Raw genomic sequence first — 21390 nt, 5'->3', positions numbered from 1 at the left:
CAAGGCGCCCGGATGTCCTCGTTGGACGCCACACCCTCACAGACCAATGAAAAAGGCCCTTGAAGGGCCTTTTCCTTTGCTGCCCGCCCTGCGGTGCAGCTTGTGTAGTCTTGAAGGGCAGGCTTTGCCTGCTTACGCGCCCTGCGCGCTCATGAGGCTGGCAAGGGTAGGGCGCTTGTGCGTTAGGCCCACCTGAGGCCGATTAAGCACCGGCACGGACCATCCCATGCACCCCAGATCGACCGGCAATCACCCATTCTGCGGGTTTACGGTGATACCCCCACATTGCTCCTTGACCTTGGTGAGAAAGGTCAGCAGCTCGGCCACCTGGTTCACGCTGTCGGCCATGTCCTTGAGCTTAGACTGAACCACAATGGTCAACTTCTCGGCGCTGAGTCCGGTCCAGTTTGGCGAGACTCGCTCAAACGAACGAGAGGCCAACAGACTGTTAAAGTTGATCTGTAGCCGAAGGGCTTCGATCTTTTGCACCAGCTCGGCGGGCGTGGTGCTTTCATTGCCATCGATGCCACTGAATGCAATGGTTTTGGCGCGATCGGCGGCATTGCGACATGCAGCAGCTCGATAGCCAAACCACGATTCAACCAGGTCGGCCCTGGATCGCTCCGAGTTGTCGGACACCTCGGAAAAGAGAAAGGAAGAATCGTCTTTGCTCATTCCAAGTCCCTGCGTTATTGGCCAGCAGCGCGAAGCAGTGCATTGTTGGAATTACCCGGCTGGCCACCAGTCTTGTAGTGAGCCGTGACGATGCCTTTCGCATTGAATTCGACCGAGGTTGTCTCGCTGATGTTGCGCCCGATGACGGCCTGACCGATTTGCGTGAAGTCGTAATACCAGATCACCTTGTTGCCGACTTGAGCCTTGCGATTCGGGTGGCCAATCACGGCGATCACGTCTTCTTGCTTGCTCTTGTTGTCCACGATCTGGCTCATCTGCTCTGCGCTGACCTGCGTGCCCGTCTTCATGGCACCGAGGTCGGACAAGCCTGGAACAGTGCCGCAGGCGGTCAAACCGATGACGCAGGCAACCATGGCAATACGGGTGGCGATTTTGGATTTCATAGAAGCTCCTGAGTTGAGTGAATCAGAGGATATAGGTGTCCTAGACGCGATCAGCGGTGATGCGGTTGGAGCACAACGCTATGGGGTGGCACGCTGCAATGTTTGTTGCAATCGCTTGTAAGCGGCGGATGCCAGCTTCGGCAATTGGTCGATCGGCGGCAACTTCTTTCGATCGTCAACAAGGGCGCGAGCAATGTGGTGAGCCATCACCAAACCTTGTCGCTCCGCATCTGATTGCCATGGCGCTTCAAGCCATTCCTCGAAGTTGCTACCAGCGACAAACTGCAAAGTTGTCTTGACGGTCCAGCCTGGGCCAAGGCGTGCGCGCAGGCCTGCCGCGAACTTGTCGTAGTCCTTGACAGCGCCCTTTGCGATCTCAAGAACGGCATCACCACAGAACGTCATCTTGTCGTGCATGGGGACTACGATGGCCCGCCCACGCTGCGGCACATGCCGGGTCATCTTCCGTCTAGGTGTCAAAGTGACAGTTGGTGGGAGCACAGGAGCCGGAGCGATAGCAGCGAGTTCGGATGCGACAGCGACAATCACATCGGACCGGACATCAGGCGGACGGTGGCGAACTGGGAAAAGGCCTCGCAAGCGCGTCAGGTCTTGGCCAAAGCGATGCAACGGAATCGCGGCTTGGTTCTTCGCGAATATCTCGACGACCTGGCGCTGAGTGGCCCCGGCATCAAGCGCCGCCTCGATGTCGTAGAACACGGAAGCCATCAACGCGAAAGAGTAGGTTGCCGATGCCTTTGGGTCGAACGTCGCCACCAGCTCGGCCAAGTCTGCTTTGATCTGAGGAACAACCTCAACGGTCATTGGTTGGCGCCCGCTCATGCCGCCTCACTGCTTGACCAGGCGTTGGTATGTCTGCGGTGCCGGAACGCGCTCTGAGGCCTGTCTGATGGCCACGGCGAGCGTGTTGGCCTGCTCGATGGTCAGCCCTACGTTGACGGCTGAATCATTGGCCACGACGCGCACGCATTCTTCGACAGATTGAGGGTTGGCGGCGTGCTCGCAGGCTTGGCGATAGAGAGCAACAAAGGCTCGCCGCTCTGTTGAGTCACCTTGCCATTGAGCAATCGCTTCGCGACGGGCATCCGCCAAGACGCCCACCTGGTCCATAAACTTGTAGCCGACAAAGCCACCCAGCGCGGTCAAACCGGCCATAGCCCAAAGCAATCCCTTGAGTATTTTCATAGTTCCCTGCCTAGTTTATTAACTATTTCTTGACACATTCAAACTTAGCGACTGCTTTTTCTGTGATCGGCATCGTCATCGCAACAATCCGCTTTCCAGCAACGGCACAAGTTTCCTGAGAATTAAACTCTTGCATGGTGAAAGTATGCACACCAGCACTGCCATTCCATACTGACAACAGCAATATCCATTGCATAGTTAAGCCAACAGTTGCCATAATTAAACCCAGAGTTGTGAGGTTACGCTTAGTGAGTGAAAAGCGGGTGCAGGAGAACTCGCAGCAACCCGTACCCGACAATGCCGATCATGGCCAGGCCAATCGTTCCCATCACCACTCGGTATACGAGGGTGAAGAACCCACGGCCAGTGGCGACGGCCATGCGTCCAACGGCTGCAACCAAGCGAAACGGAGCGCCCAGGATCAGCAAGGCCACGGCAAACCAATGCCGTGACTTGGCGGCAAGCGCTTGAAAATCGACATGCGCGGCCTCTGCCGCAGCATTGTTGGCTGCTGCACCGCGAACGGTGCGAACTCGGGCCGAACCAACATTGTTGGCCACCAGTTGTAGATGTGCTCGCTTCATGATTCTCGCTCCTTTGACCAGTCCTCTATCACCAGATTTGGGACCAAGCGAAATACCCGATCCCGTGTCACCAAAACTGCATTTACTTCCCTTGCGTGTGCCGCAATCATCAAATCAAGAGGCGATAAGGTGATGCCCTTCGATTCACAAAGCGCCCGAAGATCACCATATACACGACCAACACGCGGGCTCCATGACAGAACATCCATCCTCGCCAAAAACTCATTTACTCGCGCAGTCAATCCAGAAGGATAACCACGCTTGGATACTCCATATAACAACTCAGCTTGCGTTATGGTTGACACAACCAATTGGCTAATTGCTATAGAAAACAATCTTTCACGAACAAAAGGCACAGTGCCCTTAATAATGTCACTCGCAATATTCGTGTCGATCATATAGATCGGCGGCGAATCATTCGCTGCTTTCTCCACTTTCGTCGCGTCACTCATGAACACCGTCCGCAAATGGATCGCGATCGTGTTCCCCTTGAACACGATCAGCGTCCCCCATGAAGTCATCAGGAACGGTCGTGGTCGCATCAAGGGCAACGAACGAGTCCCAAGACTGCAAGCGCTTTGACAGCACGACATCACCCGTGATCTCATCCCTCCGAATGAACACCTCATGGCCATCAAAGCGGTATTCAAGCGGCAACCGAACAGCTTGGCTGCGGCCTGTCATGAAAATCTTGGCGGTGTCGGTCATGGTCTAACCTCGCACTTTTGCAACATACTTTGATACATACCATCATCTTACACGGTTCTTCGGTACATATCAAGAGCCATACCGGCTACACTACCAACATCGTCAGAAAGAGATGACCGATCATGAACAATGCCCACAAGAGCACACCAGCAGAACGCCGCCAGGCCTTCGCCGAGGCCGATGCAATCATGGCCCTCGAAGGCTTTCAGAAGACACCTGAGATGGCCAAGGTACAAGAGGCAGTCATTCAGGGTAGCGTCACCTTCGACCAGGCCGTGAAGACGGCCATCGACCAAGCCAAGAGCAAGGGCAAGAGTGCGTGAACCCGTACATCGACCCCACGACCGGCGCCCACTACAACAAGCTGGGCATCCGCGATCGGGACGATTTGCGAGAGGTTGAATACGCTGTGACCGATCTTCGGATCGCCGAGCTGCGCGTGAACCCCATCCAAGGCAAGTTTGACCTCGATCACTTGAAGAAGGTGCATGAGCACATCTTTCAAGACCTGTACGAGTGGGCAGGCAAAGAGCGCACGGTGAATTTCAGCAAGAGGGATGCGGAAGAGCCCGAATGGGCAAGCCATTTTGCCCAGGCCAGAAAGATCAAAGACGTTTCCGACTCCATCAACGACGATCTCAAGGCCTGGAACTACCTCAAGGGAATGAACCAGTCTGATTTCACAGCGGCCATCACGGCGGTATACGTGAAGGTCAACTACATGCACCCGTTTCCCGAAGGCAACGGGCGAAGCACTCAAACCTTCATGTCCCAGCTCGCACGGGAAGCAGGGTACGAACTCAAATATGACAAGGTGGACAAAGACGATTGGAATCATGCCGCCGCCCGCAGCATGCCTCAGAAAAACCGCGCGGACCCGGACATGACCCGCAAAGCGGATGTCTCATTGATTCAGGACGTTTTCAAGCAGATCGTGGAACCCATTAGGGACCGCGATAAAGCGCAACCAGGTAGAGAAAGGTAGTGGGGCAGGGGTCAAGGACTGGCGCGGAGGCCGCAGCCCCGTAGGGGACCGGGTGAGCACCAGGTGGAACGAATCCTTGACGCGGGAACCACGAAAACAGCGTCAGCAGCAAGGGGAAGGGCATTAAGCCAAAGGCGTCACCTTCCCCTCTGCGGACAGAGGGCGACTCGCTCCCTTCCCTTGGGGAAGGGCGGGGGAATGGGGAAGTAAACAAGGAGGTCAAAGCTATGAACGAGAAAATCACACTCAAGGCCCGCTTGCGGCCCGTCTTCGAGAATATATGGCTTGCGGGAGCCATTGTGCCGTCAGCATTCATGTTCCTTCTGGTGCTGACTGAATACATGGCAGACAAGATGCCCATTGAAGGTTTTCTCATTTGGGCATCTGCTTGCGTCACCATGGCGATTTATATGATCGTCACCAACCCGTTCAAAAAGCAGGTTCAGCAATGAGCGAACGTAGGGAAATACTGCGGCTAGGAGTGATTTGCATTGCGTGGTTCCTCGCAATGCAAATGGCAATTAAGTACGGTGGCATCTGGAACAGCCAAGCCAACCCGACAGCCAATGTGACCGTAACACTGAAAGATGGACGGTCGTATAAAGGCGAGTTGTCGCGGGAATGGCGAGGTTCTTGGCAGCTAGCCCTGGCCACGGGCTTACCCGTTCGATTCGATGAGGACACTTACACGGTAATGTCCTTCCAACCGAACGGCATCCGTCCTTGGGAAATGCACTGGCGGGCGTGGTTGCCTGTCGTTGGCGTTTGCTGGGCCTGTCTCATCGCGATCCTGTGGCCAGCAATAACACGACACTCATCGAAGGTTTCTAATGATTCCGCATAAATGGCGAATGCTGGTCGTTGCAGGCGCATTGTTCGGCCTGGCACTCAGCATTCCGGTTTTCGATTGGTTGCATGCAACCTTTGAGTTCATGCGCTAAAACCCGACAATCAAAGCGAGTTGACATCCTTGCCAAAAACACTCGTTTGTTTGCCACAATAAGGATTATGTTAACTTGCAGCGTTAAACGCAAAGCATAACACAAAGCATTTAATCTGTCCAACCTGAACCTGACCTATGACTACTAATCTCCAAAATTTGCTGGAACAGAAAGCAGCGCTTGAACGCCAGCAGCGCGCCATTCAGGATCAACTCGATGTGATCCGCAACAAGGATCGGATCGAAGCCATAGCGCGCATCAAGTCGCTGATGGCAGAGCATGGCTTGACCGTGCCGGATTTGTTCGTCGGCGAGAAAATCAAGCGTTACAAGCCTCACCCCAGCGCCGGCCGTCGAGTCCCGCCCAAATACCGTGATCCGTTGACTGGCGCGACGTGGACCGGGCGCGGCCAGCAACCTCGATGGATCAAGGATGCAATCGCGAATGACGGCAAGACGTTGGAGTCGTTCACCATCGCACAACAAGCTCAGTAACGGGAGGACGCACGATGAGCAACTACAGAGACCACCTCTGCTCGATGTATTCGCAAGAAGTCGGGTCGATTGTCGGGTGCGGCCTGGATCGACTCGGGCGCGAATGCTCAAGCAGCGAAGTTCAGCGAGCGGTTGCGTATTACAACGAGAACAAGACCGAGTTGGACCGGCTTCCAATCGGCGCTCGGCGCGATGCGGTGGCCAGGCACATCGACCCTTCGCACAAGTGACCATGAGCACCCTCGAAGACGTAAAGACGAAGCTGGCCAGCATGAGCACAGACGAGTTGAGCGAAGTTCTGCATGCCACTCAAGTTGCATTGCGGCGGCAACGCAAGGAACAGTTCAGCGAGGCCGTTGACGGCTATGTCAGCTTGTACGGTAAGAAAGCTGGCCTGGAAGAAGCCTGCGATGATTTGTTCAAGGTGATTGCACCCGGCGTTTATCCGGGTGGATGGTCGGGCCTGCTTCAATACGCCAACAAGGCGGCTGGTTAGCGTTTGCGTTGGTGGCAAATGCAAATGGCCAGAGGCATCACCTCTGGCCATGCACCAGTCGGTCAATCTGATCTTTCACGCGAGTCTCCTGACCAGGTAAACCCCGGCCTTGCCCACACACTATGTCGTCACGACAGAAAGTGCGGGCAAGCGCACGCGGAATCAGACCCCCCTACCCTCGCTTGGCGCGCATTTGGAAAGGCGCCGTGTCGAAGTACATGGGCACAGCAACCTTTGACAACTCCCCGTCAAGCGGAGTGAACAGCAACGCCTGACGGCCAGGCTCAAGGGCCATGAGCTGGTCTACGGTTATCTTGCCGTTTGTGGCCTCATACAGCGGCATAGCGCACGCTGGCGTGGCCGCAGCGAATGCGAGGACCGTAGAGCTGCGATAGAACGTAAGCGCGCCTTCGTGGCCATAGACGGCTTCAAGTTGAGCGGGGCTTTGAATGGTGATGCAGCACTTGACGCCATGCGTCCGCAAGAACGCAACAGCATCCGGCATGAACGACAGCTCGCCGAATGCGCAGAAGTCGTCAAGCATCATCAACACCTTGTGCCGATGCTCGTTCTTCTCAGCAAGTCGTCGCACGATTTGAGCGAGGACCACGCGCCGGATGCTTTCTGTCCGACGCAGGTCTTGAGGTCGCGTCACCAGATAAAGCGTTGTGGGCTGAATGGCGTCGGCCAGGTCGTCAAGATCAAACGTGCTTGACGCGGTGTTGACCGTGGCCTCAGGTGTCGTGAACTCAACGAGCGCGTCGCAGATCATCTTGAGGACCGCTTGATGCGCCTTCGCGTTGTCTAAGTAGGGATTGATCCCTGCGTCCACGATGGCCGCATAAATTTTGGGGTGCTCGTCACGCACCCCCGTCACGTCGAAGACCGGACAATCAAGATCGGTCTGATGCACGGCTTCGACGACCTTGGCCAGAGAACCGCCCCTACACGCTTCCGCAAGCAAGTAGCGGTAAAGCTCATTGCGCGCCCAAGCAAACCACATGGGATTTTCTGCGGCAGACGTGTCGGGAATCAAGCACCTGGCCAAGTGCTGGGCATCATCCAGCGCATGGTCAGTGCCGACGCGAATCGCATCGACTGGATTGAACTTATCCCCTGCCGAAGTCGTGCACGGGTCGAACTGGATGACGCGATTGCCCGCCTGGGATGTGCGCCATGGTGATGTGCTCTCGCGCAACTCGCTGCGCGCGTCATGAACAACGGCGCTCCCGCGCCAAGACAAAAGCGACGGCACGACGAAGCCCGCGCTTTTGCCGGTGCGGCACGCACCAACACCAAGGACAGGCGACATGGAATGGTCGTAAAGCGGCGTGAGTCCGCCTTGAAGTCTTGCCGCGCCCAGGACCGTAGCGCCCTGCTCCGGCTCCACCGGGAGGATCGCCATGTGTTTGATCTCGCGGCCCGGTTGTTCACGGCCTTTGCCCATGAACCCTGAAATGATGGTTTGTAATGTCATGTCATCGCTCCATTGATGATCTCATTCGTTGAACGCGATCGCGCGCCTCATGCAAGCGCTCGGCGATCTCGGCAACAGTCTTGTCATTGGTGATTTTGCGTGCTTCCCGCATGACATCACCCCGCATGTCGCGCCCTTCCTTGTCGTAGAAGGATTTGAACTGAGCGGAGAGCTTGGTGTCAGCGGGGGTATGAAAGATTTGATGCTCCACGCGATCTTTGAGCATTTGCCCCTGCTCGCCATTCATGCGGCCTGACCGCACCGCATAGTCAATCGCAGACTCGATGAAGACCATGTGGTTCTTCAACTGCTCTTTGGCAGATGCAGCTATCGCCGGGGTTTGAGCCGTCACCATCTCCGATCGAGGCCCATAGTTCTCGAACTGGCCCCGCACCTGGTAGGACTCAGTTACGGCCTTCTGAACAAGCCCCCTGCCCTGCTCTACGAGCTGGCGGACGGTTTCAGTCTGAGCCATGCCTCGTGGTAAATCGACGTTGGCCACTTGCGCGGACAACGCAGCCACCATGGCATCGGCCTGCACGCCATAGTTGCGTTGGATGCTGGTCTTACCCGCGCGAATGAAATGTGCAACCTGCTGCGGCGAAGCCTTCTCAAGCATCGTCGCCACTGATTTCGTAGGCACATCCTTTTCAATCGCGGTTTGCAACACCGCGTGCTCAAGCGCGATACGGGCTGCACCCAGCTCGCGCCTTGCCGGGTCAATGATCCCCTTGGCTTGCTCTGCGGCCTTCTCGAAAGCCTCCCCGAACTTAGCCAGCAAGCCTTGTTCGATCTTCTCGCGCGTTGCCTGAATAGGCATGGCCATGTCGTTCATTGGTACTCCCTTGGTTCAATAAGCCGTGGTCACAACGTCTTCATGCTGTTGCTGCACGCTTGATGATCCGATCCATCATCACGCGCGAGTCCAGCACTTGTGCTGTGGCGGCCTTGCCAGCAGCCAAAGCGCGTGAATAGTCATAGCTGTGATTGGTCACCGCCCAATGCATCGCACGGTTGAGCGTGATGGTGTCGATTCCCGCCTCCAACAGACGCTCGTTCAGTTCGTTGAACTGGCGATGCTCGACGGGGCTCTTGTCGGCCAGCTCAAGGCCCCATGACACCACGTTGCCGACAGCCTTGGGCGCCAATGCCGCGTAGATCGGGAACGGGGTGGCCGTCTCGCTCGCTTCATCGAAATACATGGTGCCCACGTCGGCCACCAGGCCGAGTTTGCGGAATCCCTTCATCGTGTCGTTGATCTCGATGTAGGTGCCGGGTTCAAAAGATGCGAGTGCCATGTCCATGTGAGTTCTCCAATTTTCACGTTAGGTTGCACAAACAGATGCCAGCAATTAGCGCTGGACACCCTTGTCTTGATCGCGCTGGTCTTCCTGACCATCACGTTGCTTCGGCCTGAGCTGTGCATCAAGGTGATGCACCAGGCTCACAGCTAGTTGTCGGTCTTCAACATCGGGTGATGTAGCAAGAGCCTTCGAGATTTCTTTGTAGCGCCGAATCACAGTGACTTCGGTCTTCTTTGCCTTAGCGATGCGCTCAGGACTCGGAGTGGAACGCTTCACCTTGGTCGGCGCCCTCCCCTTCTTCCCAAGCTGCTTCTCGGTGTCTTTGAAGTGAGTCTCTTTGCTGGACTTCGTTCTCAGTACACGCTGCTCACGCTTAGTCGCCGCAGCTTCAACGCCGTGCTCACGCAAGGCCTCTGCAAAGCCCTCACGCCAGCGCTGCAAATCCGCTTTGCGCGGATTCAGGCGCGTCCCATCATTGCCTCTTGCCTTCACACACAAATGGACATGAGGGTTCTTTGATGGCTGGGGGTCTGGATCGGTGTCGAAGGTGTGCAAAACCATCACGTACTGATGCCCCTCGAACTCCCCCGCAGCAAAGTCCCTTGCTGCACGCTTGACAGCTATTGGATCGGTGCCGGCAGGCATCGACAAGACGATGTTGAATGCTTCACGCCTGGTCCCCTCATCTGGAATGGCGAAACCACCGTGTTGCCACTCATCGCGCAAATCACCGACCTCATCCCGACCATTGATCTTGTCCCCGTCTTGGTCTTCGGCCTCCAACTTGCCGTTGCGCGAAATGTAGTCAAGGTGGTCCTTGATCTGCTTCATCCCCTTGCCGCCGCCAGAAATCTTCACCATGACCTGAGGGGTGCGCTTGGTGATTGAGCCCAGCTTGCTACGAATAGCCTTCGCGTCGGCCTTGCCGCCGCTACCCATCACGCCCCCTGCCCCAGCCTTCTTTTTGCGCGGACCAAGTGGAACCCCCGTCAGGCCTTTTTTGGGCGCCACGGCTGCTACAGGGCGTTGGTTGAAAAGGCTGCTACCCCAATCGACCAAGATGCCATCGACGTATGTTGAACCGCTCATTTGATCCGCCACCTTTCGACATTGGCCGTCATCGCTGCTGAGACAACTTTCGTGTGTGCCTTGATGACGGACTCAAGTTCTTCGATCAATGCAACCCTGTAGAAACTTCGGTCGTTCGGGTTGCCGTTGAGCACGCGAGCGACCTGGTTGAGGTTGCGACCAATGGCCAGCAGGCGAAGGTTCGATTCGGCAAGTAGCTCCAACTCACGTTGGCCAAGTTGGGGGGCGCCAGTGAGGCGCGCCCTAACAAGGGCATGAAGCCACTTGGGAATTGAAAAGCCTTCGCGATCAGCAAAGGTCTGAGCATGAGCAAGCTCGGAGTCCGTGAGGACAACCCACTTGCGGTGCTTGGACTTTTCTGGACTGTCAGGTTCCACGGCTGGCGTTGCAACCGGCGATGCCTGAGCCGCCTGCTTCGCCACCAGCCTGGAAACGATCTCCTTAAAGGCCGCAGTCGGCTTCAAGCCCTGCGCCTCGCACCAAGCGAGCCAGGGCTTCTTGAGTGTCCCGAGGTCCATCGTGACCTGATTGGGGCGTTTCTGGGCTTCAGACATGGGTTCTTTTGATGATCTCTCAACTCACTAAGCGACAGCGTACCAAAAAACCATTTGCATTGCAAATTGTGGCGCGAGCCTATCCTGCACTAGACTCCACCACCCATGCGTTTCTTGAAATTTTCAAGCCGTTCGAGGTTTTCAATAGGGGTGGTCCGCGTGAGGGCTGTGCATTTGACGGACCTCACGCGGACTTCCCCGGTTGCTAGGTCAGGCCCTCTGGGACTGACCTCAAGACAGTTTGCCGAATCAGTGGATTGCACAATCCAAACAGATCGGCAAACCAGTGAGCCTTTAGGCTCGTTCAAGCCAAGATGTGGATTGCACAATCCATATCGACAACAGACCACTTTGGGTGAGCCGACAGGTGGCACCCAAACCGAGATTAGACAGTTGTGGATTGCGCAATCCACAATGATAGACGCCTGACGATAGGCGGCGCTTCTACGCCTTGCGTAAATGTGGATTGTGCAATCCACATTTACGCGAGCATGCAGCGCTTGAAAATTTCAAGCGTCCGGCATGCCATGTGAATCGCGCAGATTGGCGTGATTCGTCGGCCCACCCCGTGGGCCTGAGTTCTTAGCCCGTCTTGAGGACTGGCTTCGCCAGGATGAAAGCGCCCTGCGCTCACACGCACGGGAACCGTCTGTTTTGAAAATCAGAGAAAGTCCATGCGGTTCGCTTTTCGGCAATTGCGCAAGCTCGACGGCCCACCCTGTGGGCCTCCGTGGTTAGCCTCGTCTTGAAGGACAGGCTTTGCCTGGCTAGGCGCCCTGCGCCTCGTGCTGCGCGATAAGCCATCTGGCACACAGGCGACACTCCATGGTTTCGCTAGGCGCCTGAATGCTGGCCTGTGTAATATCGAGCACAGGGATCAGGCGGCATGCGGATGCTCCATCTGGCCGCAGCACATGCCAACGAGGTACGCCTGTTGTCCTGGGGTGCCTATACCAACTCGCATCACGCGGAGCCCATTGGGCGGTCGGAGTTTTGTCCAACATCTGGGCTCACCTCAACCCACGAGACGGAAAACGAGGCACAGGCAGAAGGCCAACCCGGAATAGTCCAAGTAGGCTCGTCCCCATAAACCCCACTTGTTGCAGCAAAAGTCCACGACGGTCAAGCCCATAGGCGAAGGCGATCATTGCGACGTTAGCCAGGAAGAACGCAACCCAACCATAACGAGAAACGCGAGTGTGTGAGGCCAAGAGCAAGGCCCCCAGCAAACCGAGGATTGAACCACTCCACTCGAAAAAGTCGATCATGTCAGCCGCCTTTCTTGCCACCCTTGCCGGTGGTCTTCTGGTTCTGGTCAGCCGGGGCAGGGGAGGGCGATTCAGGCTTTCGATCACCAAGCAAGGTCATCAGTGAGGCCAACTGCGCTTGAAGCGATTCGGTGCGACCACGCAGGTTTGCTGCCTCTTCTTTGGCAAGGGATGCTGCTGACACCGCCTGGTCACGGGCGGTATTCGCAGTGGCCACGAGATCGGTCAGTCTCTGCGCCTCAAGTGTTGCAAGGCGCTGCTGCTCTGCATGCCCCGCTGCATCTGCTGAGAGCTTGGCTTTAGCGTTGGCCAGCTCGTCGCGCAATGCATCCAGCTTGGCGCTTGCCCCTGCGACCTCTTCCTTGGCCTGGTCGGCTCGTGCTTGCGCAGCCTGAACTTGGTGCGTTGACTCCTGGCGGATGTGCTCGACCTGGTTGACGGCCTCATCACGCTCGATCCTGAGTCGGGCTGAGTCAGCGTAAGCCCGGTCACACTCACCTTTGAGGTCAGTAACGCGAGCCTCAAGGTCTTGCGATTTCTGCTCGGCGATGGCTGCGCGAGTCAAAGCCTCGTCGCGCTCCTTGGTGACAGTGGCCAATAGCTCGGCATCGTCGGCGGATTTCTTCGCCGCGTCTTCCAGCATTTCGGCTTGCTCCTGCGTCTTGGCCAAGGCCTCACGCAGCTCGACCGCCTGAGCCTCGTAAGCCGATGACACCTCATCGCGCAACGAATCGGCCTCAGCACGCTCGATGTCCCAAGACGCCTGAGCCGCCTTCAATGCCTCGTTCGCGATCTCCTGGGCCTCACCCCACAAAGTGGTGAGGGCGGTTTCATGAGCCAGGCGTAGACGATCGGGGACGGCGGCGACCACGGTCGCGGGGATTGCCGTCTGCATCCGGCGCCACTCCTTCATGACCGTGCTGGCGGCGTTCATGTCCACCTTGGCCAATGAGCGCACCTCATCGACACGAGGGAAGCCAGCACGCTCGGCGCGCTCGTAGAGCTGATTGGCTGCGGCCATGATCTTGGCGCGCGTCTCCTGATTGACTTCCATGTGCGATCTCCCGGGCCCAAAAATACATAAGAAGAATAATAATCTTCTTCTTATTATTGGTCAAGCGTTATTTCTTGAAAATTTCAAGCGCCCGGACGTGAGGCCTGGGGCAGCGTGCGAGGGGGTTGGCGTCTCTCTGGTTTGCACAATCCAGCACTTAAAGGCACACTATGGATTGCACAATCCACGGGGCTACCATGGAACCAACGGAAGAGGCGTATGGCGAGCTACAGACTGCCTACGCGCACATGAATGACGCTCTGTTTGACGGCCAGTTGCCGGGGTGCCTTATCACCCTGCAACGAGATAACCGGAGCGATGGGTACTTCTCGTCCGAAAGGTTCGCTAAAGACGCAGAGGTAAAGACAGACGAGATCGCGTTGAACCCGGCGACGTTTGCCGTCCAGCCGGTTGCGTTCGTGTTGCGCAAGCTGGTGCACTGCATGACGCACCAATGGCAAAGCCACTTCGGCACGCCTGGGCGTCGTGGGTATCACAACACCGAGTGGTCGGCGAAGCTCGAAGAGATTGGGGTGATGCCGTCAGACACCGGGGAGCCCGGTGGAAAGAGGGTCGGCGAAAAGATGGACGACTACGCCATCCCTGGCGGTCGTTTTGAGGTGGCTTGCGACGAGCTGGTGAGCAGTGGCTTTGCGATCAGTTGGAAGGATCGCTTTCCCGACCAGGAACAACTTGAGCATGTCATTGCCGGGGAAGTCGAGGGCATCGACGTTGAAACCCTTGCTGCGGCTGGCATTGAGGTTGAAGACCCTGCACAAGGTGAGACGAAGTCAACCAGGCGCAAATTCAGTTGCCCGAACTGCTCAAACAACGCATGGGGCAAGCCAACCCTGAACATCGTCTGCGGTGACTGCCAGGTTGCGTTTGTGGACGCGGGCGACTAGCGCTGCGTGGGGTCGTGACGGTCGTAGTCTTCGACCCAATCAACCAGGGTTTTGAGGTCGGCCTGTTTGTCGGCAGGGAGACTGGCCAAGACCTCTTGAACCTTGTCGTAGAACTGATCGCGAGGGCAATCGAGCTTGAAGCCGTCTGCGCGCAGAAAGCCCGCAGCAAGGCGCAAGCGGTGCTTGCCACGCTCTGACAATGGTTTGGGCTTGTCCATGGCTCAAGCCTTGATGTGATCGCGGTAGAACCGGCTGACGAGCTTGCCGTTGATCTCTGTGAATACCACAACGCCGCCGCCGGCCAGGAAGATGCGTTGAGTGACCGGCTCAGCTACGGTCACGACCTGGTGGGTTGGTTCGACGGTCGGGGCGACGGCTGTCACCTGCGGTGTCAAGCTGCTGGCCAGCATGAACACACCGGCCAGGACAGCAACGATGCTGGCCAACAGAGCCTGAGGCGCCAGAAACGCGGCGCCAATCGCAAACAGGCCCAACATTGGGCGAGCCTTGAATACGCCCATGGCAGTTCGAGGGGTCGCGCCAATAACGCGAGCGATGCCAGCGATCAGCACAGCGCCCATGACGAAGGCGATGAAAGGATTAAGATTGATGACAGCCATTTGCGCTCTCCAATAGTGCAATGTGGTCAGGCGGGCAGGGCGCTCTAACGCCCCGTTCCGCCGATTGAATTCAGCCCTTGCTCGCCTCGGTCAGCAACGTCAAAACGACGTCACCGATGACGACTTCTTCTTCACCGCTGCCATCCTCGTAGCGGATCAGAACCATGCCCTCGGTCGATGGGCGCTGAGACAAAACGACCATCACCTCACGGTCCTTGTACTTGGCCAGAAGCAAAGGCTTCTTGATCTTGCTCGGATCATCGGCCTTGCCCCCGTTGTCCTTCTCGATCTCGGGATTGTGTGAAGGCAGTTTCTTGACCTTCGCATCGGACTGGCCTTGACCGAGGTCATCACCGGCACCGCCGCCAGCGTCACCAGAACCACCACCGTTGCCACCACCGGATGAACCGGGGTTGTCCAGCGCATCTTTGACGCTGCCCGAACCTTGAGCATCGGGAAAGCTGGGGGGATCGATCTCGGCGGCAATCGCAACCAACAAGGCCTTGTCGATGTCTTCGGCCTGGGCGCAGCGACGCTCCACGATCTCGGCATTCTTCGTGTGCAGCTTGCGCAGCTCGTACAGGTAGTGCGGCGCGCGGCACTTGCGGCTGTGATACAGCTCAAGCATGAAGTCAGGCGCTTCAACCAGGGACATCAAGTGCGTGACAGCACTTGGGTCAATACGCAGCTTCGCGGCTACCTCCTTTTTAGCGGCGCCACCGGCCAGCTTCTTCGCAATGAAGGTCGCCAGCTCAAGAGGTTGCAGCGGCTTGCGCTGCTCGTTCTCGGACACCTGGGCGTAGTCATCCATCTGCCGTTCGTCTTCGGTGACGACGTAGGGTGCATCAGCCAGGCCGAGTTCGCAGCAAGCACGGTAGCGGCGAGCACCGAAGCGGATTTTCAGCTTGCCGTCAGGCAAGACAATCACGATGATCGGTTGCAGCACGCCATGTGCTTTGACATCAGCTTTGAAGTCCTCCCACTCAGGGCCGGAAAACTCGGTCCGGGGCTGGTCGGGGTCTTCGACGAACTGAGACAAAGGGGCTCGGGGCGCAACACCAGTGGGTGCCGCAGCCTTCGCAGAAGGCTCAACAAAGGGCGCATCATCCAGCGCAGAAAGATCAAGTGCCATGGTGCTTAAACCTCAAGTTTCATACGTTGGGCGATGACATCAAACGAAGGCTTGATCTCACGCCAGGCCTCACGCGCAGCAGTCTTCTTGACCGTGGCCAGGAACGCACCTTCTGCCTGCGCTTCGGCAATCGAAGAGCGCTTCGGGATGTGGGCGTAAGGCATGTCAGGATTGCCCGTGGCGATCAGCAGTTGAGCGAAGTGCTTGGCGAGCTGGGCGAAGTTAGCGCGCTGGAAGGGCGTGGGCTCAACCATGTTTGGCAAGATGCCAATCAGTTCGAGCTTTGGATTGATCGCCTGCTTGATTTTGCGATACCCGTAACGGCTGTGATTCAGCAGTGAGCCAATGCCGTCAATCGCTTCTTGGTTGAGCTGGATGGGGGACAACACGAAGTCGCCGGTAATCAGCGCAGCCGCATAGCGGATGTCAGGGTTGGGGTTGGTATCGACGATGCACACATCGAACTGAGCATCGTACTTTTCAAGGAAGGCCTTGAGCGCGTTCGCGATGATGTTGTGCTTGTCGGGCTGACGCTCCAAGCTGCTCAGCGAGTCATCGCCAGGCACGATCACGAAGTTGCCATCAGGCATCACACCGGCCTGACCCAACAGAAGGTCGGTTGTGTGAAAGCTGGCCACGGCTGCTCGACCGCTCTTGACGATCGGCTTTGTTGAGTTTTTCTGATGGTCGAAGTCCAAGAACAAGACACGCTTGCCCTTCTCGGCCAGGTAGTAGGCGAGTTGGCTACCGACAGCGCTTTTACCGACGCCGCCCTTTTGATTCGCCAGAACCAAGGTTTTCATTCATTGCCCCTAAAAAAGTGGTGAGTTCGGTGTCTGAAACCTGCACATCGTTGACGTTCAGGAATTCAGTGATTTGCGCTTCCGAGTAACCGCGTTTGACAAGCTGCTTGATGTCGTCTTTGAAAGGATCAAGGACCGATGCTTGAGCTGCTGGGTTCACTGACTGCATGAACTGCTCGGCAGGCAGCTTGACCGCCCCTTTGCTCTTCATGCGATCGAGGAACCGGGTGCGCAAGACATTGGCTTGCTGTGGCTTCATCCCGAATGCTTCAGCCACCTCCGAAATCCGTCGCTGATCGACCAGCAAGGCCCGCACAACATCGAGCGAGCGGGCCTCCCAGCGACGACAATGCAGCCTTGCTATCCGATCGAATTCCTCGGCTGTAACTGCATCGCTGCTCATGCCATCAGCCTCGGTTGTTCGCGGCCAGCTTCTCGCGCTTGATGGCGCCAGGGGCACCGAACTCGAATTCATCAATGATGAAGCTGAAACCGTACTCCACCTGGTCGTTGCCCAGATCGCGGTTGTTGTTGTCCAGGCGGTATTCGACGATCAGTTGATCGCCAACGCACACATGGTCGGCGATGGACTTGGCCTTCGCGTCGAACGCCGTGAAGGGAATGGAGACTTGACGCTCACGGGCATCACCCGTGTTGCTGTCCTTGCCCGCATACTCGTTGCGGATCAGCGTGAAGTAGCACACCGGGGTCTTGCCGCCGTCGCGGAAGATGGGGGCCTTGGCCACGCGGCCAGTGAAAAAACCTTTGTTGCTCATGATGAGTTTCCCGAAGTTGAAGAAGCGTCGGCATCACCCGACAGAAGAAAGTATAACGCAAGTAAAACAAACAAGCAAGCATAAAACGATTAAAACACATTAGAACGTGTAAAACAAAGTAACCGGATTTTCGACCTCATCCGAACCACCATCACCACCCACCACGATCGCACCGCCCGAGCTGGCCAGTCAGCAGCACTCTCAATCGAAGCCTGGTAGGTTGCATGGTGGGTGGCCGAAGGCCGCCCGGAGATCAGCGTTGAACGCCACCGCCTGGTAGACCATGTGCATCGGCATGCCACCCAGGTTTGTCGCGAGTGCAGCTCTTCCCCAGCAAACCCAACCTCTTCGCGCCATCAAGACGGCATTGAGTTCACACCCAGGCCTGCAAGGCAGGCCAGCAGGCCACCACAGGGCCTACAACGCACGCATTTGGCCAAGTCAATGGGTTGGGGCGCCCGACGCAATTGCTGCGCGTATGCGCCCTGTATTTGGCTCCCTTCCCCGCAGGGCGGGGAAGGGCGGGGGGTTGGGGCCAGCGGTCGCAGTGCCATGTCGGTTGTTGATGCACCAGCCTGGCCAAAACCGACTTCCACCATCAAGACTGGTATTTGGTTCGTGCCAGTAAGTCGCTGCTGTTCTTGATGCGGTCTGCGCGTGTGTGGGGACCAGTTCTCCCCGCTTGCGGGGCTATTCAATCCTCCGGTTCTGGGCCGCAGTCTTTTTCAAGTGTTGACTGGTGATGCCGCCTCTGGTTCCTATGCACGCCGCTTGCGGCGCTGGAATTGGCTGTTCCCGGGCGGGAAGGGGCCAAAGGCCCCGGGCGGAGGCGAAGCCGGAGGAGCCGGAGCGCGAAGCGCGTGAGGCGGCGGAGACCCTCGCGAAATTTGGCTTTTCCACAGCGCGCGAGCCTCCCACTACCAGCAATTCATAGAGGAAAAATTACCGGAAAACCTAAAGGCAAACCTTACAGGTTTAGGGGGGGCCTGATCCCGCACGGCCGAGGGGTCGAATCCCGCGTGGTTAAAGGGGTCTAATCCTGCGTACAAGCGGGGTCTGATCCCGCGCAACGGGGGGGCCAATTCCGCGTGGACAACTTCTGCGAATCACAGGCTTGTCCACGGATTTCAAGCGGCAAATCTCAGTTGATGCAAATGTGTGGACAACTTCACCATCGGGCGCGGCCAAGGCAACGCGATCAGTAGGCCCCAAGGGGGTCTGATCCCGCGTGCCTGCCAGTCAGCAACACCGGCCTGGCGCAACGACAAGGCGCCGCGATGGGCTGGGGGGTCCGATCCCGCGTGAGCCTACGGCGCGCAATGCCAAAAAAAAGGGCCTCCGAAGAGGCCCGCAACACCGGCATGACCGGCGAGGGAGGCAAAGAACGAACGAGAGATCAGGAGCCCTTGTAAGGGATAGGAGGGGGCGAGGGCAGGAGCAAGAGGCCACCAGTGACCCGTTTGACCTTGGCCTTTGGGTAGACGGCCAAAGCATCGCGCAAGGCAGGAAGGAACTTCTTCTTGAAGTCCTTGTCCGGGTCTTTGCCTTGGTACTCCTGGCCGAACTGGTTACGGATGTTCGCCCAATGCAGGAGCACGGGGCGACCGTCAATGCGGTGCAGCCGATCAGCAAGCCACGTATACACGTCCATGGCAAGCGCTGAACCTTTCAGCACACTCAAGGCGCGAATGTCGAGTGGCACGGCATGCGAAATCAACGTCTTGTAATACTCGTCGGAGAAGGTCACGACACCTGGCCACAAAGCGGGCTGGTCATCAGACTTGGCCAACCAAGCCTGAAACTGACGGATCGGCTTGCCGTCGTAGGTGTACGCGCGGCCAGCCGCGTTGAAACCCAAAGTCATCTGACAGGCCGACAAGGCTTGAATCTGCTTGCGGAACATCGTGAACGTGCCTTTTTCCCCGCCACTCGTGTCCTTGCCCAGCAGTCGCAGGAAGTCGCTGGCACTGTTGCCCACGGCCACCTCGGGGGTCTGATACCGCACGGCATACGTGTTCATCCACGCCAACATGAGGCGAGGCAACGTGCCGTAGGGAATGGGCTGTTGCACGAACTTGGCGCCATCCCACAACTTGCCAGCGGACAAGCTCAGGGCCGCGTTGCCACATTGGCGCTCGAACTCGAACACGTCCACCCACTTGCCTGTGGCGCTGTCTTTGTGTCCCACCCTTGAGCGCGGCAAGCCCACCTGACACATGATCGCGTGCATGAAAGCCATCTCTGACGAGCTGGGCGGGTTGCTCGCAATCTCTGTGCTGGCATCGACGATCTTGTCGTCAAGTAGCTTGCGCACAGTTTTCGGCACAAGGATTCCAGAGGGCAGCCGATCAAGCTGCGATGACGCACCTGGTGCGTCGGCAGACGGGGTGAACAAATCGCCCTCGGCAGGCATCTTCGGTGCCCGAGGCGCGCGCTTGGCCTTGATTGCAGCTTGCGGTTTGTTGCTACGGCCTTCGGCGGTTCTTCGCGCCGTCTCGGCTGCGGCTTCGGCGGCAATACCGCCTTCAATCAAGCGCTCACGAAACGCGGCCTCGTCAAAGGCTGATGTGTCTTTGTCATCCATCCTGCGGCTCCTTAGCGTGACGATTCGGCAACCAGGCGCTCAAACTCGGCGGCATATTGCTTATTCAGCGCAGGCACACCGACAAAGAGATTGAAATTCTCGGCGTTCGACTTCAGCGGATCACCCTTGCGACCACTCATCGCAGCCTTGGTGAAACTGGCGCTACCGAACCCGACGCGCTCATCATCACCAACGATGAACGTGTGGTGCATTATCGCGCGACTACCATGGAGCCAAATTGGCACGCCACTGTTGCGCAGATAGGTTGCACCGCTATCCCCTTTGCCCGCCTCCTTTGCATCGAGCACGACGCGAACATCAAGGCCTCGGGCTTTGGCTTGTGCGATGGCCCGAGCGATGTCGGGATGAGTCAACACGTAGGCAGCCACCCATACGCGACGCTGGTTCTTGCTGATGAAGTCCACGACGTACATGGTGATGTCGTCTTGCGGTGCTGTGTAGACATCAACGGCACCACCGTTGAGATTCACACGCTCTGCGGCGTTGACACTGGTGGCACCAAAAGCCATAGCCAAGCCAGCGGCCAGTGCGGTAAGATGTTTGAACGTCATGATGAGTTTCCCGAAAATTACGATTTATGACGGCGCCCAGGAGTTTGCCCCCCTGGGCGTTTTTTTTGCCTGTTAGATGGTACAGCCACGGACCTTGCAGGCCTCTTGGTACAAGTTGCGGCCAGCAAAGAAAACAGGGTCCGCGCGCCACTCGGGATAAGCGTCCTGCTTGTCCGGCGACAACAAGAACTTGAAACAGGTATCGCGGCTCACCTGAGCCTTGCCGTTCTCAATCGGCGCCACCTCAAGCCAGTCATGCCGAGCACCCATGGCCAGGTACTCGCGGCCAGCCAGGTCGCGCACCACGTCACCGTGGTTCAAGTCGCCAGCAGCATCCGGCGTCAAGCGGTTGGCCACCTCTTGCACGCTGTACGAGCTGCGAAACTGCGCAGGCAACGGGCCAGGTCCATCGAACAGCACGCGGTAATAGCCAGGCTGAACAGCAGCACCACCCCAATCAATGGCTTGGCCAGCGCGGGCCTGCTCCACCAATCGCGGCACAAAACTCGCATCACCATAGCCGAAACGGATCTCACGACGCTCACCGGCTTTCGTTGAATAGCGAAGCCCCGTGATGTCACGTACAGCTTCAATGACCATGAAGGAACTCTGAATCTTGGCCCCCAAATTGCCTGCTCTTTGGTGAGCCTCGGAGGGTTCGGGAGGAAAGCCCGAATCGGTGGTGGGCGCGACGGTGTTGGTTGTGCTTGCGTTCATGGTTTGCCTTCGTCCTTCGTCTCGTTGATCTCTGCTCTTTGG

At 57.4% G+C, this 21390-nt stretch carries 29 protein-coding genes; 7 read left to right on the top strand and 22 right to left on the bottom strand.

The features are described from left to right. Positions 1 to 249: 249 nt before the first annotated feature. The 7 genes from LQ232_RS22585 to LQ232_RS22555 all read right to left on the bottom strand — a co-directional run bounded on the left by LQ232_RS22585 (position 250) and on the right by LQ232_RS22555 (position 3577). Positions 250 to 675, bottom strand: coding sequence for a hypothetical protein (locus LQ232_RS22585; protein ID WP_230182657.1), 426 nt, complete (start codon positions 673 to 675; stop codon positions 250 to 252). 14 nt (positions 676 to 689) lie between these two features. Continuing rightward, complete coding sequence (locus LQ232_RS22580) at positions 690 to 1079, bottom strand: hypothetical protein (protein WP_230182656.1); 390 nt, start codon at positions 1077 to 1079, stop codon at positions 690 to 692. A gap of 78 nt (positions 1080 to 1157) precedes the next feature. Next, the gene (locus tag LQ232_RS22575; RefSeq protein WP_230182655.1) at positions 1158 to 1922 is read right to left on the bottom strand and encodes a hypothetical protein; all 765 of its coding nucleotides are present in this window, start codon (positions 1920 to 1922) and stop codon (positions 1158 to 1160) included. A gap of 6 nt (positions 1923 to 1928) precedes the next feature. Then, positions 1929 to 2285, bottom strand: coding sequence for a hypothetical protein (locus LQ232_RS22570; RefSeq protein WP_230182654.1), 357 nt, complete (start codon positions 2283 to 2285; stop codon positions 1929 to 1931). Positions 2286 to 2530: 245 nt separating this feature from the next. After that, on the bottom strand, positions 2531 to 2869 hold the full coding sequence (locus LQ232_RS22565; protein ID WP_230182653.1) for a hypothetical protein: 339 nt from the start codon (positions 2867 to 2869) through the stop codon (positions 2531 to 2533). Then, positions 2866 to 3321, bottom strand: coding sequence for a type II toxin-antitoxin system VapC family toxin (locus LQ232_RS22560; protein WP_230182652.1), 456 nt, complete (start codon positions 3319 to 3321; stop codon positions 2866 to 2868). The genes LQ232_RS22565 and LQ232_RS22560 overlap by 4 nt, the downstream gene beginning before the upstream one ends. After that, entirely contained in the window at positions 3314 to 3577 is a 264-nt protein-coding gene (locus LQ232_RS22555) for an antitoxin (RefSeq protein WP_230182651.1), read from the bottom strand. Before LQ232_RS22555 ends, LQ232_RS22560 begins: the two co-directional genes overlap by 8 nt. A 122-nt stretch (positions 3578 to 3699) precedes the next feature. Here LQ232_RS22555 and LQ232_RS22550 point away from each other — a divergent pair, with 122 nt between their 5' ends. The 6 genes from LQ232_RS22550 to LQ232_RS22525 all read left to right on the top strand — a co-directional run bounded on the left by LQ232_RS22550 (position 3700) and on the right by LQ232_RS22525 (position 6493). Next, positions 3700 to 3900, top strand: a complete 201-nt coding sequence (locus LQ232_RS22550; RefSeq protein ID WP_230182650.1) for an antitoxin VbhA family protein — start codon at positions 3700 to 3702, stop codon at positions 3898 to 3900. Next, positions 3897 to 4562, top strand: a complete 666-nt coding sequence (locus LQ232_RS22545; RefSeq protein ID WP_230182649.1) for a Fic family protein — start codon at positions 3897 to 3899, stop codon at positions 4560 to 4562. The genes LQ232_RS22550 and LQ232_RS22545 overlap by 4 nt, the downstream gene beginning before the upstream one ends. Positions 4563 to 4789: 227 nt before the next feature. Then, positions 4790 to 5014: a hypothetical protein gene (locus LQ232_RS22540; RefSeq protein ID WP_230182648.1), complete on the top strand. Its 225-nt coding sequence runs from the start codon at positions 4790 to 4792 to the stop codon at positions 5012 to 5014. Between the two features lie 647 nt (positions 5015 to 5661). After that, on the top strand, positions 5662 to 5997 hold the full coding sequence (locus LQ232_RS22535) for an H-NS family nucleoid-associated regulatory protein (protein ID WP_230182647.1): 336 nt from the start codon (positions 5662 to 5664) through the stop codon (positions 5995 to 5997). 14 nt (positions 5998 to 6011) lie between these two features. Further along, positions 6012 to 6227: a hypothetical protein gene (locus LQ232_RS22530; protein ID WP_230182646.1), complete on the top strand. Its 216-nt coding sequence runs from the start codon at positions 6012 to 6014 to the stop codon at positions 6225 to 6227. A 2-nt stretch (positions 6228 to 6229) separates the two neighbouring features. After that, positions 6230 to 6493 (top strand): hypothetical protein, encoded by a 264-nt coding sequence (locus tag LQ232_RS22525; RefSeq protein WP_230182645.1) that lies wholly within the window; start codon positions 6230 to 6232, stop codon positions 6491 to 6493. A gap of 172 nt (positions 6494 to 6665) precedes the next feature. Here LQ232_RS22525 and LQ232_RS22520 read toward each other — a convergent pair whose 3' ends face one another. The 6 genes from LQ232_RS22520 to LQ232_RS22495 all read right to left on the bottom strand — a co-directional run bounded on the left by LQ232_RS22520 (position 6666) and on the right by LQ232_RS22495 (position 13239). After that, positions 6666 to 7970, bottom strand: coding sequence for a type IV secretory system conjugative DNA transfer family protein (locus tag LQ232_RS22520; protein WP_230182644.1), 1305 nt, complete (start codon positions 7968 to 7970; stop codon positions 6666 to 6668). Between the two features lies 1 nt (position 7971). Continuing rightward, positions 7972 to 8805 (bottom strand): hypothetical protein, encoded by an 834-nt coding sequence (locus tag LQ232_RS22515; protein WP_230182643.1) that lies wholly within the window; start codon positions 8803 to 8805, stop codon positions 7972 to 7974. Positions 8806 to 8845: 40 nt separating this feature from the next. Beyond that, positions 8846 to 9274: a hypothetical protein gene (locus LQ232_RS22510; protein ID WP_230182642.1), complete on the bottom strand. Its 429-nt coding sequence runs from the start codon at positions 9272 to 9274 to the stop codon at positions 8846 to 8848. A 48-nt stretch (positions 9275 to 9322) separates the two neighbouring features. Next, the gene (locus LQ232_RS22505; RefSeq protein WP_230182641.1) at positions 9323 to 10363 is read right to left on the bottom strand and encodes a relaxase/mobilization nuclease domain-containing protein; all 1041 of its coding nucleotides are present in this window, start codon (positions 10361 to 10363) and stop codon (positions 9323 to 9325) included. Then, a complete protein-coding gene (locus LQ232_RS22500) occupies positions 10360 to 10917 on the bottom strand; it encodes a hypothetical protein (protein WP_230182640.1) in 558 nt (185 codons plus the stop codon). The genes LQ232_RS22505 and LQ232_RS22500 overlap by 4 nt, the downstream gene beginning before the upstream one ends. 1269 nt (positions 10918 to 12186) lie before the next feature. Next, the gene (locus LQ232_RS22495) at positions 12187 to 13239 is read right to left on the bottom strand and encodes a DNA-binding protein (RefSeq protein ID WP_230182639.1); all 1053 of its coding nucleotides are present in this window, start codon (positions 13237 to 13239) and stop codon (positions 12187 to 12189) included. A 197-nt stretch (positions 13240 to 13436) separates the two neighbouring features. On the opposite strand from LQ232_RS22495, the gene LQ232_RS22490 reads away from it, so the two are divergent. Next, on the top strand, positions 13437 to 14144 hold the full coding sequence (locus LQ232_RS22490; RefSeq protein WP_230182638.1) for a sprT domain-containing protein: 708 nt from the start codon (positions 13437 to 13439) through the stop codon (positions 14142 to 14144). On the opposite strand, the gene LQ232_RS22485 is transcribed toward LQ232_RS22490, so the two are convergent. From LQ232_RS22485 to LQ232_RS22445, 9 genes are all read right to left on the bottom strand, one after another. After that, entirely contained in the window at positions 14141 to 14362 is a 222-nt protein-coding gene (locus tag LQ232_RS22485) for a hypothetical protein (protein WP_230182637.1), read from the bottom strand. The two genes, LQ232_RS22490 and LQ232_RS22485, sit on opposite strands and share 4 nt — an antisense overlap. 3 nt (positions 14363 to 14365) lie before the next feature. Beyond that, entirely contained in the window at positions 14366 to 14764 is a 399-nt protein-coding gene (locus tag LQ232_RS22480; RefSeq protein ID WP_230182636.1) for a hypothetical protein, read from the bottom strand. A gap of 70 nt (positions 14765 to 14834) precedes the next feature. Next, complete coding sequence (locus LQ232_RS22475; RefSeq protein WP_230182635.1) at positions 14835 to 15896, bottom strand: ParB/RepB/Spo0J family partition protein; 1062 nt, start codon at positions 15894 to 15896, stop codon at positions 14835 to 14837. A 5-nt stretch (positions 15897 to 15901) separates the two neighbouring features. Continuing rightward, positions 15902 to 16699, bottom strand: a complete 798-nt coding sequence (locus LQ232_RS22470; protein ID WP_230182634.1) for a ParA family protein — start codon at positions 16697 to 16699, stop codon at positions 15902 to 15904. After that, complete coding sequence (locus LQ232_RS22465; protein WP_230182633.1) at positions 16656 to 17102, bottom strand: hypothetical protein; 447 nt, start codon at positions 17100 to 17102, stop codon at positions 16656 to 16658. Before LQ232_RS22465 ends, LQ232_RS22470 begins: the two co-directional genes overlap by 44 nt. 4 nt (positions 17103 to 17106) lie before the next feature. Continuing rightward, the gene (locus LQ232_RS22460) at positions 17107 to 17475 is read right to left on the bottom strand and encodes a single-stranded DNA-binding protein (protein WP_230182632.1); all 369 of its coding nucleotides are present in this window, start codon (positions 17473 to 17475) and stop codon (positions 17107 to 17109) included. Between the two features lie 1396 nt (positions 17476 to 18871). Then, positions 18872 to 20059, bottom strand: a complete 1188-nt coding sequence (locus LQ232_RS22455) for a replication protein RepA (protein WP_230182631.1) — start codon at positions 20057 to 20059, stop codon at positions 18872 to 18874. An 11-nt stretch (positions 20060 to 20070) separates the two neighbouring features. After that, positions 20071 to 20631 carry a phospholipase D-like domain-containing protein gene (locus tag LQ232_RS22450; RefSeq protein WP_230182630.1) on the bottom strand — a complete coding sequence of 187 codons (561 nt, stop codon included), beginning with the start codon at positions 20629 to 20631 and terminating at the stop codon, positions 20071 to 20073. Positions 20632 to 20703: 72 nt separating this feature from the next. Continuing rightward, positions 20704 to 21348, bottom strand: a complete 645-nt coding sequence (locus LQ232_RS22445; RefSeq protein ID WP_230182629.1) for a hypothetical protein — start codon at positions 21346 to 21348, stop codon at positions 20704 to 20706. Between the last annotated feature and the right edge of the window lie 42 nt (positions 21349 to 21390).

It is taken from the genome of Aquabacterium sp. CECT 9606 (genome assembly GCF_918741295.1).
Taxonomy (GTDB): domain Bacteria; phylum Pseudomonadota; class Gammaproteobacteria; order Burkholderiales; family Burkholderiaceae_C; genus Aquabacterium.
The sequence above is the reverse complement of the archived record's forward strand: the minus strand, read 5'-3'. Positions and strand labels throughout refer to the sequence as shown.

Bases quoted from the DNA above. Each gene is read 5' to 3' on its own strand.
- LQ232_RS22565 (WP_230182653.1), bottom strand. From the start codon at position 2,869: ATGAAGCGAGCACATCTACAACTGGTGGCCAACAATGTTGGTTCGGCC.
- LQ232_RS22525 (WP_230182645.1), top strand. From the start codon at position 6,230: ATGAGCACCCTCGAAGACGTAAAGACGAAGCTGGCCAGCATGAGCACA.
- LQ232_RS22505 (WP_230182641.1), bottom strand. From the start codon at position 10,363: ATGAGCGGTTCAACATACGTCGATGGCATCTTGGTCGATTGGGGTAGC.
- LQ232_RS22510 (WP_230182642.1), bottom strand. From the start codon at position 9,274: ATGGACATGGCACTCGCATCTTTTGAACCCGGCACCTACATCGAGATC.
- LQ232_RS22560 (WP_230182652.1), bottom strand. From the start codon at position 3,321: ATGAGTGACGCGACGAAAGTGGAGAAAGCAGCGAATGATTCGCCGCCG.
- LQ232_RS22490 (WP_230182638.1), top strand. From the start codon at position 13,437: ATGGAACCAACGGAAGAGGCGTATGGCGAGCTACAGACTGCCTACGCG.
- LQ232_RS22515 (WP_230182643.1), bottom strand. From the start codon at position 8,805: ATGAACGACATGGCCATGCCTATTCAGGCAACGCGCGAGAAGATCGAA.
- LQ232_RS22520 (WP_230182644.1), bottom strand. From the start codon at position 7,970: ATGACATTACAAACCATCATTTCAGGGTTCATGGGCAAAGGCCGTGAA.
- LQ232_RS22470 (WP_230182634.1), bottom strand. From the start codon at position 16,699: ATGAAAACCTTGGTTCTGGCGAATCAAAAGGGCGGCGTCGGTAAAAGC.
- LQ232_RS22530 (WP_230182646.1), top strand. From the start codon at position 6,012: ATGAGCAACTACAGAGACCACCTCTGCTCGATGTATTCGCAAGAAGTC.
- LQ232_RS22480 (WP_230182636.1), bottom strand. From the start codon at position 14,764: ATGGCTGTCATCAATCTTAATCCTTTCATCGCCTTCGTCATGGGCGCT.
- LQ232_RS22580 (WP_230182656.1), bottom strand. From the start codon at position 1,079: ATGAAATCCAAAATCGCCACCCGTATTGCCATGGTTGCCTGCGTCATC.
- LQ232_RS22570 (WP_230182654.1), bottom strand. From the start codon at position 2,285: ATGAAAATACTCAAGGGATTGCTTTGGGCTATGGCCGGTTTGACCGCG.
- LQ232_RS22475 (WP_230182635.1), bottom strand. From the start codon at position 15,896: ATGGCACTTGATCTTTCTGCGCTGGATGATGCGCCCTTTGTTGAGCCT.
- LQ232_RS22485 (WP_230182637.1), bottom strand. From the start codon at position 14,362: ATGGACAAGCCCAAACCATTGTCAGAGCGTGGCAAGCACCGCTTGCGC.
- LQ232_RS22445 (WP_230182629.1), bottom strand. From the start codon at position 21,348: ATGAACGCAAGCACAACCAACACCGTCGCGCCCACCACCGATTCGGGC.
- LQ232_RS22540 (WP_230182648.1), top strand. From the start codon at position 4,790: ATGAACGAGAAAATCACACTCAAGGCCCGCTTGCGGCCCGTCTTCGAG.
- LQ232_RS22585 (WP_230182657.1), bottom strand. From the start codon at position 675: ATGAGCAAAGACGATTCTTCCTTTCTCTTTTCCGAGGTGTCCGACAAC.
- LQ232_RS22465 (WP_230182633.1), bottom strand. From the start codon at position 17,102: ATGAGCAGCGATGCAGTTACAGCCGAGGAATTCGATCGGATAGCAAGG.
- LQ232_RS22495 (WP_230182639.1), bottom strand. From the start codon at position 13,239: ATGGAAGTCAATCAGGAGACGCGCGCCAAGATCATGGCCGCAGCCAAT.
- LQ232_RS22550 (WP_230182650.1), top strand. From the start codon at position 3,700: ATGAACAATGCCCACAAGAGCACACCAGCAGAACGCCGCCAGGCCTTC.
- LQ232_RS22575 (WP_230182655.1), bottom strand. From the start codon at position 1,922: ATGAGCGGGCGCCAACCAATGACCGTTGAGGTTGTTCCTCAGATCAAA.
- LQ232_RS22555 (WP_230182651.1), bottom strand. From the start codon at position 3,577: ATGACCGACACCGCCAAGATTTTCATGACAGGCCGCAGCCAAGCTGTT.
- LQ232_RS22500 (WP_230182640.1), bottom strand. From the start codon at position 10,917: ATGTCTGAAGCCCAGAAACGCCCCAATCAGGTCACGATGGACCTCGGG.
- LQ232_RS22460 (WP_230182632.1), bottom strand. From the start codon at position 17,475: ATGAGCAACAAAGGTTTTTTCACTGGCCGCGTGGCCAAGGCCCCCATC.
- LQ232_RS22455 (WP_230182631.1), bottom strand. From the start codon at position 20,059: ATGGATGACAAAGACACATCAGCCTTTGACGAGGCCGCGTTTCGTGAG.
- LQ232_RS22450 (WP_230182630.1), bottom strand. From the start codon at position 20,631: ATGACGTTCAAACATCTTACCGCACTGGCCGCTGGCTTGGCTATGGCT.